The sequence below is a fragment of the Brucella pseudogrignonensis genome (genome assembly GCF_002252525.1).
Taxonomy (GTDB): domain Bacteria; phylum Pseudomonadota; class Alphaproteobacteria; order Rhizobiales; family Rhizobiaceae; genus Brucella; species Brucella pseudogrignonensis.
In genome coordinates, this window is the sequence record NZ_NNRM01000053.1 from 36,024 (window position 1) to 53,386 (window position 17,363).

Genomic DNA, 17,363 nt, shown 5'->3' on the forward strand with positions numbered 1-17,363 from the left:
TTTGACTATCAGGTGCCGCTTATCGCGGATGTTTGAGAAGGACGTGACCTTGAAAATAATGAACGAACTTGAGGTTCCTGTTATGGGCGATAACAACTCTGCCCTTCCGCTGGCTGGAATAAAGGTTCTTGATCTTTCGCGCGTTCTTGCCGGTCCCTGGACCACGATGAGCCTTGCTGATCTTGGAGCCGAAGTCTGGAAAATCGAGAATATTCAAGGCGGTGATGACACGCGCGCGTGGTCGGTTCCCAATTATAAAGGAGCAAGTACCTATTTTCTCTGTGCTAACCGCGGCAAGAAAAGCCTGGCGCTCGATCTGAAGTCGCCAGAAGGCCTCGATATAATTTATGAACTGGCCAAGCAGGCGGATGTTGTGGTCGAGAACTTTCGTGCCGGAACTGTCGAACGCCTGAAAATTGATTACGCGACTTTGAAGGCGCTCAATCCCGGGCTCATCTATTGCTCAATATCCGGTTATGGCCAAACCGGCCCGGAAGCACGCCGCCCCGGCTATGACTTCGTGGTTCAAGCTGAAAGCGGCCTGATGTCGATCACCGGACAAACCGATGGCGAGCCGATGCGCATCGGCGTTGCTATGACCGATATCGTGGCGGGTATGGTTGGAACGCAATCCATTCTGGCAGCGCTTTATCAGCGCAAGACCACAGGTCTCGGACAGTTTGTCGATATTTCTCTGTTTGAATGCGCGCTCAATACGCTTATCAATATTGGTAGTGCACATCTGAATGGCGGGCATATTCCCAAACGCTTTGGTAATGCCCATCCGACCGTGGTGCCCTATCAGATTTTCGAGTGTTCCGATGGTGCCTTTGCCCTCGCTGTCGGTAACGACCGTCAGTTTGCAATCCTCTGCGAAAAGATCATTGGCCTGCCAGAACTTGCAGCGGACGATCGTTTCAAGACGGCAAGCGGGCGAGCGCTTAATCGTTCCGAACTGATACCGCCAATGGCTGAGCGTTTCCGCACCCAAACGCGCGAATATTGGATGGCTGAATGCCTGAAGATGGGCGTTCCTGCGGGGCAGGTGAAAACTGTTCCAGAAGCTTTTGAAAGTCCCAATGTTGTGGCACGGAATGTGGTGCAAACATTGGAAAGCCCACATCTGGGGCCGGTCTCTCTTGTGCGCCCAGCCCAAGGATTAGAGGCACAGAAACATGCTTCCTATAAGGCGCCGCCAATGTTGGGTGAAGATAGTACCTCCATTCTGGAGGACGTTCTTCAATTCGATAAATCCAAACTGGCAGAGCTGATCGACGCCGGTGTCATCCATCAATATCAGGCAACAGTTTGAGGAGAGAGTGATGACGAACACTCAAGTGGAATATTCCAATATCAAGCTGTTCATTGATGGAACATGGCGCGATGGTAGTTCTGGTGAAACGGTTGACGTCCTGAACCCGGCGACCAACGACGTTATCGGACATATTGCTAAAGCCACGACAGCAGATCTTGATGACGCTTTGGCTGCCGCCGAGCGTGGCTTTGAGATTTGGCGCAAGGTATCGGCCTTTGATCGTTATAAGATGCTGCGCAAGGCTGCAGACATTTTTCGGGCTCGCGGCGAGGGCGTTGCGCGCTTGCTGACGATTGAGCAGGGCAAGCCTCTGGCGGAAGCGCGTGCCGAGGCTGCTGCGGCCGGTGACCTGATCGACTGGTTTGCAGAAGAAGCCCGGCGCAGCTATGGGCGTATCGTTCCGCCACGCTTTGCAAATGTGATGCAATCGGAAGTCAAAGAGCCGGTCGGTCCAGTGGCTGCGTTTACTCCTTGGAACTTTCCAATCAACCAGTCGGTTCGCAAAATATCTGCGGCTCTGGCTGCTGGCTGCTCCATCATTTTGAAAGCTGCTGAAGATACGCCGGCAGCCCCAGCCGAACTGGTGCGCGCCTTTGCTGATGCTGGTTTGCCTGATGGTGTTATCAACCTCGTTTATGGCGATCCGGCAGAGATCTCGTCTTACCTCATACCTCATCCTGTGATTAAGAAAGTGTCATTTACGGGTTCGACGCAGGTGGGAAAGCAGCTTGCAGCGTTGAGTGGTTTGCACATGAAGCGGGCCACGATGGAGCTTGGTGGACATGCGCCGGTTGTCATCCTGGCAGATGCCGATGTGGAGCAGGCAATCAAGGTGGCAGCTGCAGCCAAGTTCAGAAATGCAGGCCAGATTTGCATCGCACCCACTCGGTTTCTGATTGAAGAACCAGTCTACGATCAGGTGATCGAAGGTCTTTCAACTTACGCCCGTTCGTTGAAAGTCGGAGATGGGCTCGATGCCGAAACGACAATGGGACCGCTGGTCAATGCGCGCCGGGTCAACGCCATGGAGCGCTTGATTGGTGATGCGAAGGAACACAAGGCCAAAGTGGTTACGGGCGGCGAACGCATTGGCAATCGCGGCAATTTCTTTGAGCCAACGATCCTTGCAGATGTGCCGCGTGATGCGGCAATCATGAACGAGGAGCCGTTTGGTCCGGTGGCACTTCTCAATAGCTTTCAGTCACTTGACGAGGCTTTGGTGGAAGCCAACAGGCTCAATTATGGTCTTGCTGCTTATGCTTTTACTGGATCATCGGCCAATGCTGCAAAAATCTCTTCTTCTGTTCGCAGCGGAATGATCACTATCAATCACTACGGGTTGGCACTGCCGGAAGTACCTTTCGGTGGCATCAACGATTCCGGCTACGGAACCGAAGGCGGAGCCGACGCGCTGGATGCCTACCAGAATACGAAATTCGTTTCGCATTTGCAGGCATAGGCCCTGCACCGGCAACCATCATCATTCCCGAAATACGAGACCTCATTATGAGTGAAGCCTTTATCTGTGATTATGTTCGTACACCGATCGGTCGTTTTGGTGGTTCCCTTTCATCTGTGAGAACGGATGATCTAGGGGCTATTCCGCTTCGCTCGTTAATGGAGCGTAATGGGGCTGTTGATTGGGAAGCGGTGGACGATGTTATTTTCGGTTCTGCTAATCAGGCAGGCGAAGACAATCGCAATGTTGCACGTATGTCGCTGTTGCTCGCCGGACTGCCAGTCAGCATAACGGGAACGACTATCAATCGTTTATGCGGGTCTGGAATGGACGCCATTATTAGTGCAGCGCGGGCGATTAAGGCCGGTGAAGCTGATCTGATGGTTGCGGGTGGCGTTGAAAGCATGAGCCGGGCTCCTTTCGTTATGCCAAAGGCTGATGCCGCCTTTTCGCGACGGGCTGAAATATACGATACGACAATTGGCTGGCGCTTCATAAACCCGCTGATGAAGAAGCAATATGGTGTCGAGTCGATGCCTGAAACCGGTGAGAACGTTGCGGCAGACTACCAGATTTCGCGCGAGGATCAGGACGCCTTTGCGATGCGCAGTCAGGAAAAAGCTGCGGCCGCGCAGGCTAACGGCAGGCTGGCCAAGGAGATCGTAAACGTCACCATCCCGCAACGCAAAAGTGCTGCGCTGGTGGTCGAGCATGATGAACATCCGCGCGCAACATCCATCGACGCCCTTTCAAAAATGGGTACGCCTTTTCGGGCTGGCGGTACGGTTACGGCGGGCAACGCTTCTGGGGTCAATGATGGTGCTGCAGCCCTGATCATTGCCTCTGAAGAAGCAATCAAGAAATATGCCCTGAAACCTCTGGCGAGAATAATGGGCGGTGCCACTGCCGGTGTGCCACCGAGGATTATGGGTATAGGCCCAGCGCCCGCAACACAGAAACTTCTGGTCAGGCTCGGGCTTGCCATCGATGCAATGGACGTCATCGAACTCAATGAGGCTTTCGCCTCTCAGGGGCTTGCTGTCTTGCGCGAACTTGGCGTTACTGACGACGATCACCGGGTTAACCCGAACGGCGGTGCGATTGCGCTGGGTCATCCGCTTGGCATGTCGGGCGCACGGATCACAGGATCAGCAGCGCTCGAACTTTCTTTGAACGGCGGTCGTTATGCGCTGGCGACAATGTGCATCGGTGTGGGTCAAGGGATTGCAATCGCTCTGGAAAAAGTTTGAGCAGGCGCGGTGCGTTAGCCGTAACGGTCATACGTCCTCTGCACCCGAGCGGCTGATATGGCGTTTGAGCAGGGCTGCAGCAAATTCAAAGTCTCTATTCTCGATGGCTTCGAGAATACCTAAGTGATCTTTGCAAGCCTTGCGGATACGCTCTTCGCCCAAACGATCGAAGTCGGAATATTCCGTCATGCGGCGAAGATGGTTCTGCCACCGGACTGATTGCGTGAAAAACCGATTATTCGCCCACGAAACAATGGTTTCGTGAAAGTTTGCATTGGCGTTGAACCAGAGATCCCGTGTGAGGCTCTGGATCGGCAAGACCGATATTTCATTCTGCTCGCGTTGCAAAGCTGCGAGCTGGCTGAGATCAGGCGCGTAGTCGGGTTGCGAAAGCGCACCGCATTCGATCACCAGGCGGAAGGCGTAGCTTTCATTGACCGCGCGCTCATTATCGAGCGACTCGGCAAAGCGCCAGCCATGGCCCGGAAGACGCTCTGCGAGACCTTCGGTGGCAAAACGCATCAGAACCCGGCGCACCGCGCCGCGCGTTGCACCCAGCTGATCGGCAAGTTCGGCTTCCGACACTTCGTCACCAACAGCACCAGAGGCGCGCGCACTCATCAGACGCCGGTAGAGCTCTTCCGCCTCCGATGGCGGCAGCAGGTTGTCGTTAAGTTCGTCCGGCTCTGGAATGCGATGCAGCTGATATCCGCGATTGGGTGTCTGGCTGACAATACCCTGCTGCACAAGAAGATTGAGCACCTGACGCACGGGCGACCGCGATACACGAAGCTCTTTTGCAATGGCAGCATCCGACAGCCGGTCGCCGATATTCCAGCGTGCAGCGGATATGAGCGAGACCATTTTATGTGCGACTTCCGCCTGAAGACTGCTCAGGCCGGATTCGCCTTCCGTTGATCTCTTAACGTCCATATTCACGCGCAGCGCCCCCTGAATGTGCGTTCTCCCATGAACCTATGCTCAAAGAATACGGGATATTTCGCAATAGGCCATTTCTTTCTCGTATAGCCTATCCCATTGGAATGACAGGCTGACTCTCTGTAGGAAGGGTATAAATCAAATTGTTCCATATTCTAATAAAAAACTATTGACTCCGCAATGATTGAATGTGAATTGTATTAAGCAGATACAAAATACAAAATATGGATTGAGTATGTCAGTTACCCCATTTCCATTCATTACAGTTTCGGGCGTACCGGAAGAGCGCGGGCGCCAATATGGGGTGCTGGCGGCGGAACGCATCCGGCGCAGCGCTGGTCTTTATTCCAGCACGCTCGACGCGTTTGGTCTTTCGCCTGAGCGCAGGCAAGGTCTCATCGAAGAATTTGCCGGCCGGATCGAGGAATTCGACGCGTCTTATGTCGAGGAAATGCGCGGCATCGCCAAAGGTGCGGATGTGCCGTTTGAGCAGATCGTCATGATCAATGCACGCACGGAAGTCGTTGCGATGGCGCGTGCGGAAACGGGGTCGCCTGATCCCGAAGAGCAGGATGATGGCTGCACCGGTGCTCTCATCATGCCTGCGAAAAGTGCTTCTGGTAATCTGGTTCATGGCCAGAACTGGGACTGGCGTTCTGAATGTGTGGAAACCGGCATTGTGCTGCGTGTTCGCAACAATAACGGTCCCGATTTTGTAACGTTTGTCGAGGCTGGTGGGCTGGCGCGCAGCGGCTTCAATGAAGCGGGAATCTCGATCACCGCCAATTATCTCGAATGCGAACGCGACTATAAGAAGCTAGGCGTTCCTTTGGGGCTCGTGCGCCGCAAGGTGCTTGAGCAGGAGCATTTTGCGAAAGCAATCAAGGCTGTGGCTTCGACACCAAAATCCTGCTCAAACAATATCATGATTGCGACGAGCGCCGGTTTCGGCATCGATTTTGAATGTGCGCCGGATGAGTCCTTCCCGATCTTGCCGGAGAATGATCTGATCGTTCATGCCAATCATTGGGTCAGCCCAATTGCGCTGACAAAGCTGCGCGACACCGGCATCCCGTTCGTACCTGAAAGCTTCTACCGTGATTGGCGCGTTCGCCAGTCTCTTGAATCACATGGTGGAAAAATTGGTCGCAAGGAGCTGAAAGAAGCACTGTTCGACGACTTCCTGACACCTTATGCAGTCTGCCGCCCGCCGCGTCCCGGCAATCACGACAATATCACGGCCACAGTTGCCATGGTGGTGATGGAAGCAGCGCTTGGCATGATGGAAATCGCGCCGCTGCCTGCTTTGAACCGCCAGTTTGCGACCTACTGTCTGCAGGATTATACGCCGCTACCGTCTGATGCCGCGCCACGCGCGAAATCCCTCTTTATCGAAGGCTAAAGAAATGCTGCGCTTTGCGCTTTCCAGAATAGGCATGGCCATTCCAACATTGCTGATCGTGGCAGTGGCTGTGTTTGTGATTGTCCGGTTGATACCGGGCGATCCTGCAGCCCTGATGCTGGGCGATTCTGCGGATGCTGCGACGCTGGCCGCGCTGCGCGAGCAGCTGGGCCTCAATCACAGCGTCTTTACCCAGTTTTTGATCTGGGGAGGCAATGTTCTGCATGGTGATCTCGGTGTCTCCATTGCCAACCAGCAGCCGGTTCTTTCGCTGGTTCTGGAGCGCTTTTCGGTCAGTGCGCGTATCGTCTTGTCAGCAGTTATGCTTTCTACGCTTGTCGCTGTTCCGCTTGGAATGATCGCAGCCTGGAAGCAGAACAGCCTGACCGATCTGACGCTTGTGACCTGCGCCACCTTGCTGCTTTCGGTTCCGACATTCTGGATGGGCTTGCTGCTGTTGCTGGCCTTTGGCCTCAAGCTCGGCTGGTTGCCGATTGTCGGCTATGTCAGCTTTGGTGAGAACCCATGGAAAGCGTGTCTCTATCTGGTTTTGCCGATCACCACACTGTTTCTGCATGAAATCGGCGTCATTCTGCGGATGGCACGCGCCTCGACGCTTGAAGTGTTGAATCTGGATTACATCACCCATGCCCGCGCCAAGGGACTGTCGGAAGCAACCGTGATGTGGCGTCATGCTTTCCGTAATGCGTTTGGCCCGACCTGGACACTGTTGGGGCTGATCCTTGGCAATCTGCTTGGCGGTATTGCAGTTGTGGAAACGGTTTTCACGATTCCCGGACTTGGCAGGCTTCTGGTTGATGCAATCTTTGCTCGCGATTATCCCGTCATTCAGGGCTGCTTGCTGTTCACGGCCTGCGTTTATGTGCTGGTCAATCTGATCGTGGACCTTCTCTATCCGTTCTTCGACCCGAAGGTGACGGCGAAATGAAAAATCTCTCTCTCAACGCGATTATTGGCGGAACTCTGACCGCAACGCTTCTCACGATAGCGGTGGTAGGTTCCTTCTGGACGCCTTACAACCCGCTTGCCCTCGACTTTGCCGCGCGCCTTGCGCCGCCAAGCGCTGCGCATTGGCTGGGTACGGATGAATTTGGGCGCGACCAGCTAAGCCGTCTTATGAGAGGCGCATCGGCCAGTGTTTCAATCAGCGTGTTCACAGTCTTTCTCGCCACCCTCGGCGGAGTGCTTATCGGGGCGATCAGCGGCTTCTTGCGTGGCTGGTTCGACCGGCTGTTGATGATGGTCAATGATGCTTTGCTGGCATTCCCCGGCATATTGATGGCGCTTGGTTTGCTGGCCGTCTTTGGTGCCAACAAGAACGGCATCATCTTAGCACTTGCTTTGGCCTATATGTCTTCGGTGATCCGCGTGGTCCGTGGCACGGTTTTGAGCCTGCGTGAACGGGAGTTCGTTGAGGCCTCCCGCGTCATGGGAAACTCGGAAATCTATACGATGGTGCGCCATATTCTGCCCAACTGTCTGGCACCTGTTCTGGTCATGGCAACGTCCATGTGCGGCTGGGCAATTCTCGCAGAAAGCTCGCTTAGCTTTCTGGGGCTGGGTGTGCCGCCGCCAGCGCCGACTTGGGGCAATATGCTGGCGGGAAGCCGCAATTTCATTGAGCAGGCCGTTTGGCTTGGTATCTTCCCCGGCCTTGCAATTTCGCTGTCGCTGCTTGGTATTAATCTTCTTGGTGACGCGTTGCGCGACCGCCTCGACCCACGCATGAGGAAGCGCTCATGACTTCCGCACCCTTGCTTGAAATCGACGATGTCAGCCTGCGTGTTGGCGATAGTGCGCTGGAGATCGTCAAGCGCGCTTCCTTCTCCATAAAAGCTGGCGAAATTCTCGGCATCGTTGGTGAATCCGGCTCCGGCAAAACCATGCTCGCGCGGGCGGTCATGGGGCTGGTTCCGGCGTCCATTAAAACAAGTCATGGTGCGATCCGCTTCAAGGGGCAGAACGTGTCAACGATGTCGTCGACCGCTTTGCGCGGGCTGCGTGGCGATGGTATTGCCATGATCTTTCAGGAGCCGATGACTTCGCTTACCCCGTCACTGACTATCGGGCGGCAGCTTGAAGAAGGGCTTGAACTGCACTTTCCAGCCGAGAAGGCACAACATGCCGACTGGATCAGAGCCATGTTGTTGCGTGTTGGCATTGCCGATCCTGATCGGGCAATTGAGGCGTTCCCACATGAGTTCTCAGGTGGAATGCGCCAGCGCATCATGATCGCCTGCGCGATGCTCATGAAGCCTGATCTGCTGATCGCGGACGAGCCGACCACTGCGCTTGATGCGGTTATCCAGCGCGAGGTTATGGAGTTGTTGGTCGATCTCACGCGGGAACGTGGCACGACCGTTTTGCTGATCAGTCACGATCTTCCAATGATTGCGCGCTATTCCAAACGTGTGGTTGTGATGCGCCATGGTGAAGTGGTTGAAACGGGCGATACCGCGGATGTTCTGGCAAAGCCCCGGCATGATTACACCCGCAAATTGCTTTCGACATTGCCGGTTCGTGGGCCTGCGCGCCTGGTTCCAAAGGCTGATCCGCTGATCAGCGTGCGCGATCTTGTTGTCGATTTTGAAGGCCGGGGTGGCTGGTTCAAGAAAGCTGGCGGCAAACGAGCTCTGCATGGGGTTACGATTGATGTTCTGCCCAACGAGGTTGTTGCAGTGGTTGGCGGCTCGGGTTCGGGCAAGACCACGGCCGCGCGCGTGATGGCCGGGCTAATCAAGCCGAGCGAAGGGAAGTTGCTGTTCAAGGGACAGCCTGTCGAGAGACGTTCATCCCATTATCAGGATTATCGTTATCACACGCAGATGGTGTTTCAGGACCCTTATTCATCACTCGATCCGCGTATGAAAGTGGGCGAGTTGGTCGGTGAGGCGCTGCGCTTCTCGAAAGAGCTTTCGTCCAGCCAGAAAGTGGATCGTGTTCGCGAGACACTGGAGGATGTTGGCCTCGGTGGAGATTATGCCAATCGTTATGCGCATGAAATGTCGGGTGGTCAGCGTCAGCGTGTGGCGATTGCGCGTGCGCTCGTTCGCCGTCCCGCTTTTGTCATTGCCGATGAAGCAGTCTCGGCGCTTGACGTAACGGTGCGTGCGCAGGTTCTCGATCTCTTTGCCAAGTTGCAGCAGAGCTATGGCTTCGGTTGCCTGTTCATTACCCATGATCTGGGCGTGGTTGAACAAATTGCCGATCGTGTGGTCGTGATGAATGACGGTCGCATTATCGAGCAGGGAACGCGCGACGAGATTTTTGACGCGCCGCAAAACGACTATACCCGCCGTCTTCTGTCAGCCATTCCAATGCTCGAACTGACGGGTGAGGGCGGCGTCAAACTCAAATGGCGCGGCGATAGTGCAAATACGAAGTCTGAAGAGGAGGGCGGTCATGTCCATCACTGAGGAAAAGCCTGTTACTAAACGGCAGGGCCATGGCAAAAAACTCAGCTTCTACGATTTCGGAGCGACCACGTTTTTTGCAAGTCAGTTCGATCAGCGTTTCAGTTACTGCCTTTATGTCCCCGAGGACTATGATGAAGACGGCACCGAAACGCACGAACTGATCGTCATCATTCACGGGACGGGGCGGACGGCGGCACAGTACCGCGACCACTTTGCAAATTTTGCGCGAGAGAACCGCTGCATTGTTCTGGCGCCGCTGTTTCCTGCGGGCATCGTCGTGCAGGGCGATCTTGCCAACTACAAGCGCATCGAGTTTCACGGCATTCGCTTTGATCATATTCTGCTGTCGATGATCGACGAAGTGGCCGCCAAATATCGCCTCAAAAGCAATCGCGCCATCATGTACGGCTTTTCGGGCGGCGGGCAGTTCTGCCAGCGCTTTTTCATGCTGCATCCTCATAGGCTCAAGGCTGTCTCTATCGGAGCACCGGGCGTCGTAACTCTGCTCAATTCTGATTATGACTGGTGGGTTGGCGTTCGCGATGTTGAAGCACGTTTTGGCTGCCGCATTGATCTTGAAGCGATGAAGGCTGTTACGGTTCATACAGTGATCGGCGAGGAAGATACCGCGACTTGGGAAATCGCCATCCCGCGTGACAGCGCCTTCTGGATGGACGGCGCCGATCTTCAGGGCGATTGCCGGATCGACCGCATTGAAGCACTGGCCAAGTCGTTTGAAGCGCATGGAATCGCGGTTCGCAGGGACAGGGTGCCGGGCGTGGCTCATGAGCCTTTCAAAGTGCTGGAGCCGGTCGAAGCATTTTTCGCGGACGTGTTGAGGTCACAAAGCTGACCATACCGCTAAATCAAAAACAAAAAGGGGAAACCAAAATGTTCAATCCAATTTCAATCCGCTCTGCACTCAGCATTGCGCTTCTTGGCCTCAGCGCCACATCCTTCCAAGCACATGCTGCAGACGATGAGACCTTGCGCGTCGCCATTCACTCTGATGTTGCGAGCATCAATCCGGGCGTCAATCGCGATGCCAATGCCGATATGGTTGTTGCCCATATTGCCGAAGGTCTGGTCGCTTATGGCGACGATCTCGCAATCAAGCCGATGCTGGCTGAGAGCTGGACCTCGAATGCCGATCATACGGTCTATGAATTCAAATTGCGCAAAGGCGTCAAGTTCCAGAATGGCAAAGACCTGACTGCCAAGGATGTCGTCTGGAATTTCGAGCGTTATCTCAAGCCGGATACAGCGTTTCAATGCGTCAATCGCTATAATGGCAAGGTCGATTCCGAGTTGAAGACGGTCGAGGCTGTTGATGACAACACGGTGCGCTTCAGCTTCGCAGCTCCTGCGCCAAACTTTGTCATCACCATGGCTACCATCCAGTGTACCCCTTGGATACTGAGCCCGGAATCCGTTGATGCGGATGGCAAGTTTGTAAAGCCGATTGGTACAGGTCCCTATGCTTTTTCCAAATGGGAGCGTGGCCGTTATCTGGACCTGACCCGTTTCGATGATTATTCGGCTCTGTCCGGCGATCTCGACGGTCTGGGAGGGAACAAGAAAGGTCATGTAAAGACCATTCAGTTCATGACTGTTCCAGATTCCAGCACGCGCACGAATGGTCTGCTTTCCGGTGAGATCGACTTCATCGATGAAGTGGAGCCAACTGGTGTCAAGGATCTGGAAGCGAAGGGCATGAAGGTCAATGTGCAGCAGACGCCTTCATGGATGGTGCTTCAAATTCAGTCCACTTCCGATAAGCTGAAAGATCCGCAGATGCGTCAGGCGATTGCTCACGCCATCGATCTTAACCAGCTGGCAACGGCGATCGGTGAGGGCATTTATGCGCCAAACCCGTCGGTCATTGCACCAAACACAATCTATTCGGATAATCAGGCGGCTGCCTGGCCTGCATACGATCCAGCCAAAGCGCAGGAGCTGCTGACCAAGGCAGGATATAAGGGCGAACCGATCAGCCTTCTGGTCGCCAACCGACAGAACCGCGTGCAGGTTGCCACGATTGTTCAGGCATTTCTTGCAGCCTCCGGCATCAATGCGCAGCTCGAAGTGCGCGACTGGGCGACCCAGCTCGATCAGTATCGTCGTGGCGCCTATGAACTTGCTGTTTTCGCTTATTCAGCCCGCCTTGATCCGCTGTTGTCTTTCCAGTCGATGATCGGTGACAAGAAGGTCGATGCCGCACGCCAGTGGGACGATGCCAAGGCGGAAGACCTTCTCAAGCAGGTTTCTGCGAAAAGCGACGTCGAAGAACGCAAGAAGCTCTTCAACGAACTCAACACGCTGATGGGTGAGCAGGTTCCGATCCTTGGTCTGGTAAACTTGCCATCGATCACCGCTGCCGGTCCAAAAGTGAACGATTTCAAGGGCTGGGCTGGTGATACGCTTCGCTTCTGGACGATCAGCAAGGCACAGTAAACGCTCCGCTTCACGAGCTTAGCATTGGGATAACCCCATGACGTCTACATCCTTTGACTACACCCGGACCGACGCTATCGGTCTGGGAGAGGCCATTCGCGCAAAAATTCTGTCGCCGCGTGAGGCTGTTCATGAGGCATTTGCAGCGATTGATCGGTGCAATCCTAAGCTGAATGCTGTGATCCACGAGATGCGCGATCAGGCGGAAGAACAGCTTAAATCGCTGCTGCCAGAGGGTCCGCTTAGCGGTGTTCCGGTTCTGTTGAAGGATGATTGCCCTTCCTATGCCGGTGCAGCAATGTCCTTTGGATGTCGTGCGGCAAAGGGAAATATCTCGCAGCGCGATCATGAACTCGTCAAACGCTATAAGTCCGCTGGTCTGGTGGTGGTGGGTAAAACCAATTTGCCGGAGTTTTCCTGCAATATCGCAACGGAATCCTCGCTTCATGGAACGGCACTCAATCCCTGGGATGTGACACGCAGCATTGGCGGTTCTTCCGGCGGTGCGGCAGCGGCAGTTGCCGCGCGTATGGTGCCTGTGGCCTATGGCAATGACGGAGCAGGCTCGATCCGTATCCCCGCATCTTGTGGCGGGCTTTTCGGGCTGCGTCCGTCGCGCGGGCGTGTCCCATGCGGTCCGGTTTCGACAGAAAACTGGGGCGGAATGGTCAGCCATCATGTGTTGACGCGCTCGGTTCGCGATTCTGCAATGATGCTTGATCTGACAGATGCGCTTGAACCGGGTTCGCTTTACGCAGCCCCGGCCAAGACGGACTTGTTCGTAAACAGTGTCAGAATGGCCCCGCGGAAACTTCGTATCGGCGTCTGGCAGAAGTCTGATCTGCGTCATGATCTGGATGAGGAGACAGTCGCAGCACTTGAGGCGACGATTGCGTTGTGCGAACGGCTCGGACATAACGTTGTTCGGGTGAAGCCTGATTTTGACGGCGTTGAGCTTGCGGGTGCCGTACAAAAACTGATCGCCGTTTACACCGCAATTGAAGTGGCCGATGTTGCCGCGACAATGGCAAAGCCTGCCAACGACCTCTATTTTGAGCCTTCAAATCTGGGATTGGCCGCTTACGGCGATGGCTTGGCTGCGACAGAGGTTATTCAAGCGCGTTTGACCGCAAACAGTACGGCGCGCAGTTTTAGTCGTCTGTTTGAAGAATGCGATGTGGTGTTAAGCCCGGTCATGCCGGTTGGATCATTTCCGCTTGGGATGCTCGACATGCGATCACCCGACTGGAAGGGGTTTGCCCGGCAGTTTCTCGAGCTGACAACCTTCACCCATCCGGTAAACGCTGCTGGCTTGCCTGCGATGAGTGTCCCACTTCACGAAACGTCTGATGGTTTGCCAATCGGCAGCCAGTTCATTGCTCCTTATGGGGCCGAAAATCTGCTATTCGAACTTGCAGGTCAGTTGGAAGCCATGTGCCCATGGTCTGATCGACTACCCGCCATTCACGCCTGAAATCAAGAGACAAGCGATGCTCTATACAAAGCCCTATTTCCAGCCGTCCGATACGACCGAGGTTTTCGATCTCGTTGATAGAACGGTGCTTGGTACTTTGATCACCAGCCATGAGGGAGGCGTTGCTATATCGCACCCTGTCTTCATGATGGATCGAACACGCGGCGAAAACGGCACGCTGGTCTCGCATGTTGCTGCATCCAACGATCATGTTGAGTTTTTGAAACGCGGCCTGCCATCAATCGCAATCCTGATGGATGCTGGTCATTATGTATCATCGTCATGGTATCCGGGTTATCCGGAAAGGGACAGCGCGCCAACCTGGAGCTTCATGGTTGCTCATATCCATGGCGCGCCCAAAATCCTGTCGGAAGCAGCGACCGCCAAACATCTCCACGAGCTCGTCAAGCATATGGAAAAGGGTCGTGACAAGCCTTGGCAGATGAAGGAACTCGGTCCCGGTGGTCTGGAGCGGCGTCTGCCCAATATCGTCGGCTACGAAATGCCGATTGAGAAGATGGAAATCAAGTTCAAGCTCGGGCAGGACGAACGGTCGGCAGATATGAGTGCTGCGATCAAAAAACTGCGCGAAGAGGGGCGGGAAGACGTTGCCGAAATGATGGCGCGTCACTGCAAGCTTTAGAGTGCCATGTGCCTGTTTTGGCGTGTGCAGCTCTCTATAAAACTTTGTAAATGCTGAATAATTTAACCTTAACCCGTTCCGGGTTTAAGGAAGTTACAATAAAATCCAGATGGGGGATTTGAGTTGATGACGGGGCGGGGCGCTTTGTCGATATCAGGCACGTAATCCAGCATTCACAGTCATAGCAGGCCGCCGGTTTTAGTGAGTTCCGGCAGTCTGTTCTCAGCACGACGGAAAGTCTCTTTCCGCCGAAAAACTCCTATTGTCTAAAATCAAAGGGGACACTTACTCAAATGAAGAAAATTCTAGCTGCATCGGTCGCTGTTCTAGCAATGTCGCAAGTTGCATCGGCTGCCGATACCATTGTTGCACCTGAGCCTGAAGCTGTTGAATATGTTCGCGTTTGCGATGCCTATGGCAAGGGTTATTTCTATATTCCCGGAACCGAAACCTGCCTGCGTTTTGCTGGTTATGTGCGTTATGATGTCAGTGGTGGCGATAATGCTTATGCGCGCGTACCGAGCACCCGGGATATGGATACTTATGCGCAGCTGACCCGTTTCACTTTCCGCTCATTTACTGGAACCGAAACCGAACTTGGTACACTCAAGACAGTCACTGAAGTTCGTTATCAGTGGTACAATGGTGCAGATTCTTCATCGTCAGGCTCCCTGCGTCTCGGCTTTATCGAGCTGGGTGGTTTGCGCGTCGGTCTCGATCAATCGGCCTTTGTGACATTCACGGACTATTTGGGCAATGTGCTCAATGATGACGTCATTCTTGCCGGTGGTTATCGCACGAACCTCATCAGCTATACCTACAAAAACAAGGAGGGCTTCTCGGCTACCTTGTCACTTGAACAGGGTGGAAACACAGATGCGGACGTCGATGTTACCATCGATGATTACATGCCGCATGTGGTGGGTGGTCTGAAATATGCACAGTCATGGGGTAGCATTGCAGGTGTAGCGGCCTATGACGCGCGCAACGAAGAATGGGCAGGTAAGGTCAAGGTCGACCTCAAATTGAACGACAAGTTCTCGGTCTGGTCGCAGTTCGCCTATAAATCCAATGATGACCATTACAAAGCCAATGCCAATGGCGAAGTCTATCGTATGGTGGACAGCTTCTACGGTACATGGGGTGGCGATTGGGCTTTGTGGGGCGGTCTTGCCTATCAGGCAACAGAAAAGGCAAAGCTCAACCTGCAGGTTGGTTATGATGCCAGCGAAACGCTGATGGCGACCGGCAATGTGAGCTATGCACTGGTGCCGGGCTTCAACATCACCCCGGAACTCACCTATGTTCAGTGGAATAACAAGCGTATTGCGCTTGATGGTGAAGACGCATTCGGTTTGAAAGTCCGCTTCCAGCGTTCATTCTAAGTGGTCAAAGAGAACTGGCGCTGTCTGTATGCAGGCAGCGCCAGCGGCTAACCATCAGGCGCTGTCTTTGAAGAGGACGCTCTGGTCGAAAAGATAGCGATGGGAGAGCGGCAGGCTTGCAGCGCCCATCGCTTTTCCATGAACACCGACTTTCCCTTCAATGATTTCGGGTGCCGAAAGACCTTGCAGGTCGATGCGCGTTAGCTCAAGCTTAGTTGCTTCGACGATGCTGTGGCGGACATTTTCTGGCAACCAGCCGTCAATAATCGCTGCAGGGAAATCAATCACAGATGCGGCTGCAACTGCCGCATGGGCCAGGCCGCGCGCCGCCAATGCAACCCACTCGTCTAGTAATTGACCGAAATCCGGCCAGCTTTCCGGGGAAAGCCACAGCTCTTCCGACGAGATACCGTGCTCACGCAACATGCGTTCAAGCACGAAGAGCGAGGCAGTATCGATCAACTGAATTGTTTCGCGAGCATCGTCTGTTCCGCGCATACGCATAGGCATGGAGCCAAGCGCTCCAGCGTTGCCGGTGCGACCCGGATAGAGTGTGTTGTTTAGAACCACACCGCCACCGATAAATGACCCGATTGAGAAATAGACAAAATCGGTAAATTCAGGCCCGCGCCCGAATGTCAGCTCGGCGCCGCAGGCGGCAGTTCCGTCATTTTGCAGAAAAACAGGAAATGGCAAAGCTGACCCGAAATCATGGATCAGATCGGCATCAAGCCAAGCATTCATATCGGCGGCAGGTGCACCAACTTCCTCGACCCAGTTCCAGAGTTCGAACGGAAGCGCAATACCGAGGCCCGCAATACGGGTGCGTTTATCTGCATCAAGGGCTACCGTAAACTCATTGATACTATCGAAAGCGAATTGGCGAATTTTATCGGGAACGGGCCAGGAATATGTGACGTGGCGGCGCTGCCGGATGTGACCGAGAAAATCCATCAGGATGATCTCTGCACTGCGCCGTCCAATCTTGAGGCCAAAGGAAAAGACACCATCGGCAGCAAGCCGCATGGGCATGGATGGTTGCCCCACACGCCCGCGCACGCGTTCGCCTTGTGTAATGAGGCCATCTTTTTCGAGTTCGCGAATGATCACAGAAATGGTTTGTGCGGAAAGCCCGGTCTTCCTCGCAATATCAGCGCGCGCCATTGCACCATGTCGGCGCACCAGCGCCAGTACAAGGCGTTCATTATAGGCGCGAACGCCAATTTGATTGGATCCACGATTAATACTCGCCCCGGTTTCGGCAAATTGTGGCAAAGCGGATCCAGCTGCTGCGGGTTCGCCGCGCTGCTCAGAACCACGTTCTGAAGTGTGCCTGACCATATCCTCTCCCAAGGTCCCGCATGTTGAAATCGCGCCCGGAAATGTGTGAAACGATCTTCGGAACAAGATGCGCGAATAAACATAAGCTTAGCGCGTCGATCTGGTTCAATCAGATCCAAGCGCGCTTTATCGTCGATTGGCCTACTCCATTCGATGAAGCAGAAAAAGCCCTCATTTGTCGAACATGTTAAATAAAAACATCAACTTAAGCGCCGGAATCGTACTTTAAGCAAACAAGCCAGCCTTAATCTCCCAGCCAGAGAG

The 17,363-nt window shown here is 54.2% G+C and carries 14 protein-coding genes; 12 read left to right on the top strand and 2 right to left on the bottom strand.

From position 1 onward, the window contains the following. Window positions 1-58 precede the first annotated feature (58 nt). The 3 genes from CEV34_RS25475 to pcaF are packed head-to-tail and all read left to right on the top strand — an operon-like array spanning window position 59 to window position 4,024. Window positions 59-1,312 carry a CaiB/BaiF CoA transferase family protein gene (locus CEV34_RS25475; RefSeq protein ID WP_007878252.1) on the top strand — a complete coding sequence of 418 codons (1,254 nt, stop codon included), beginning with the start codon at window positions 59-61 and terminating at the stop codon, window positions 1,310-1,312. Window positions 1,313-1,322: 10 nt separating this feature from the next. After that, window positions 1,323-2,774, top strand: a complete 1,452-nt coding sequence (locus CEV34_RS25480; protein WP_007878254.1) for an NAD-dependent succinate-semialdehyde dehydrogenase — start codon at window positions 1,323-1,325, stop codon at window positions 2,772-2,774. A 47-nt stretch (window positions 2,775-2,821) separates the two neighbouring features. Next, entirely contained in the window at window positions 2,822-4,024 is a 1,203-nt protein-coding gene (gene pcaF / locus CEV34_RS25485) for a 3-oxoadipyl-CoA thiolase (RefSeq protein WP_007878256.1), read from the top strand. A gap of 27 nt (window positions 4,025-4,051) precedes the next feature. Here the strand turns inward: pcaF and CEV34_RS25490 are convergent, their stop codons facing one another. Continuing rightward, window positions 4,052-4,957, bottom strand: a complete 906-nt coding sequence (locus CEV34_RS25490; RefSeq protein WP_007878258.1) for a GntR family transcriptional regulator — start codon at window positions 4,955-4,957, stop codon at window positions 4,052-4,054. 241 nt (window positions 4,958-5,198) lie between these two features. Between CEV34_RS25490 and CEV34_RS25495 the strand changes: the two genes are divergently transcribed. The 9 genes from CEV34_RS25495 to CEV34_RS25535 all read left to right on the top strand — a co-directional run bounded on the left by CEV34_RS25495 (window position 5,199) and on the right by CEV34_RS25535 (window position 15,758). Beyond that, a complete protein-coding gene (locus CEV34_RS25495; protein ID WP_171379632.1) occupies window positions 5,199-6,365 on the top strand; it encodes a C45 family autoproteolytic acyltransferase/hydolase in 1,167 nt (388 codons plus the stop codon). A gap of 4 nt (window positions 6,366-6,369) precedes the next feature. Next, a complete protein-coding gene (locus CEV34_RS25500; RefSeq protein WP_007878270.1) occupies window positions 6,370-7,314 on the top strand; it encodes an ABC transporter permease in 945 nt (314 codons plus the stop codon). Next, a complete protein-coding gene (locus CEV34_RS25505; RefSeq protein ID WP_007878271.1) occupies window positions 7,311-8,129 on the top strand; it encodes an ABC transporter permease in 819 nt (272 codons plus the stop codon). Before CEV34_RS25500 ends, CEV34_RS25505 begins: the two co-directional genes overlap by 4 nt. Further along, the gene (locus CEV34_RS25510; protein ID WP_007878272.1) at window positions 8,126-9,802 is read left to right on the top strand and encodes a dipeptide ABC transporter ATP-binding protein; all 1,677 of its coding nucleotides are present in this window, start codon (window positions 8,126-8,128) and stop codon (window positions 9,800-9,802) included. Before CEV34_RS25505 ends, CEV34_RS25510 begins: the two co-directional genes overlap by 4 nt. Further along, window positions 9,789-10,655, top strand: coding sequence for a hypothetical protein (locus tag CEV34_RS25515; protein ID WP_007878273.1), 867 nt, complete (start codon window positions 9,789-9,791; stop codon window positions 10,653-10,655). Before CEV34_RS25510 ends, CEV34_RS25515 begins: the two co-directional genes overlap by 14 nt. 38 nt (window positions 10,656-10,693) lie before the next feature. Beyond that, window positions 10,694-12,256 carry an ABC transporter substrate-binding protein gene (locus CEV34_RS25520; protein ID WP_007878274.1) on the top strand — a complete coding sequence of 521 codons (1,563 nt, stop codon included), beginning with the start codon at window positions 10,694-10,696 and terminating at the stop codon, window positions 12,254-12,256. Window positions 12,257-12,293: 37 nt separating this feature from the next. Then, window positions 12,294-13,730: an amidase gene (locus CEV34_RS25525; protein ID WP_094544754.1), complete on the top strand. Its 1,437-nt coding sequence runs from the start codon at window positions 12,294-12,296 to the stop codon at window positions 13,728-13,730. Between the two features lie 16 nt (window positions 13,731-13,746). Then, the gene (locus CEV34_RS25530) at window positions 13,747-14,373 is read left to right on the top strand and encodes an FMN-binding negative transcriptional regulator (RefSeq protein ID WP_007878276.1); all 627 of its coding nucleotides are present in this window, start codon (window positions 13,747-13,749) and stop codon (window positions 14,371-14,373) included. A 293-nt stretch (window positions 14,374-14,666) separates the two neighbouring features. Further along, complete coding sequence (locus CEV34_RS25535; protein WP_007878277.1) at window positions 14,667-15,758, top strand: porin; 1,092 nt, start codon at window positions 14,667-14,669, stop codon at window positions 15,756-15,758. 54 nt (window positions 15,759-15,812) lie between these two features. On the opposite strand, the gene CEV34_RS25540 is transcribed toward CEV34_RS25535, so the two are convergent. Next, on the bottom strand, window positions 15,813-17,099 hold the full coding sequence (locus CEV34_RS25540) for an ROK family transcriptional regulator (protein WP_007878278.1): 1,287 nt from the start codon (window positions 17,097-17,099) through the stop codon (window positions 15,813-15,815). Window positions 17,100-17,363 lie beyond the last annotated feature (264 nt).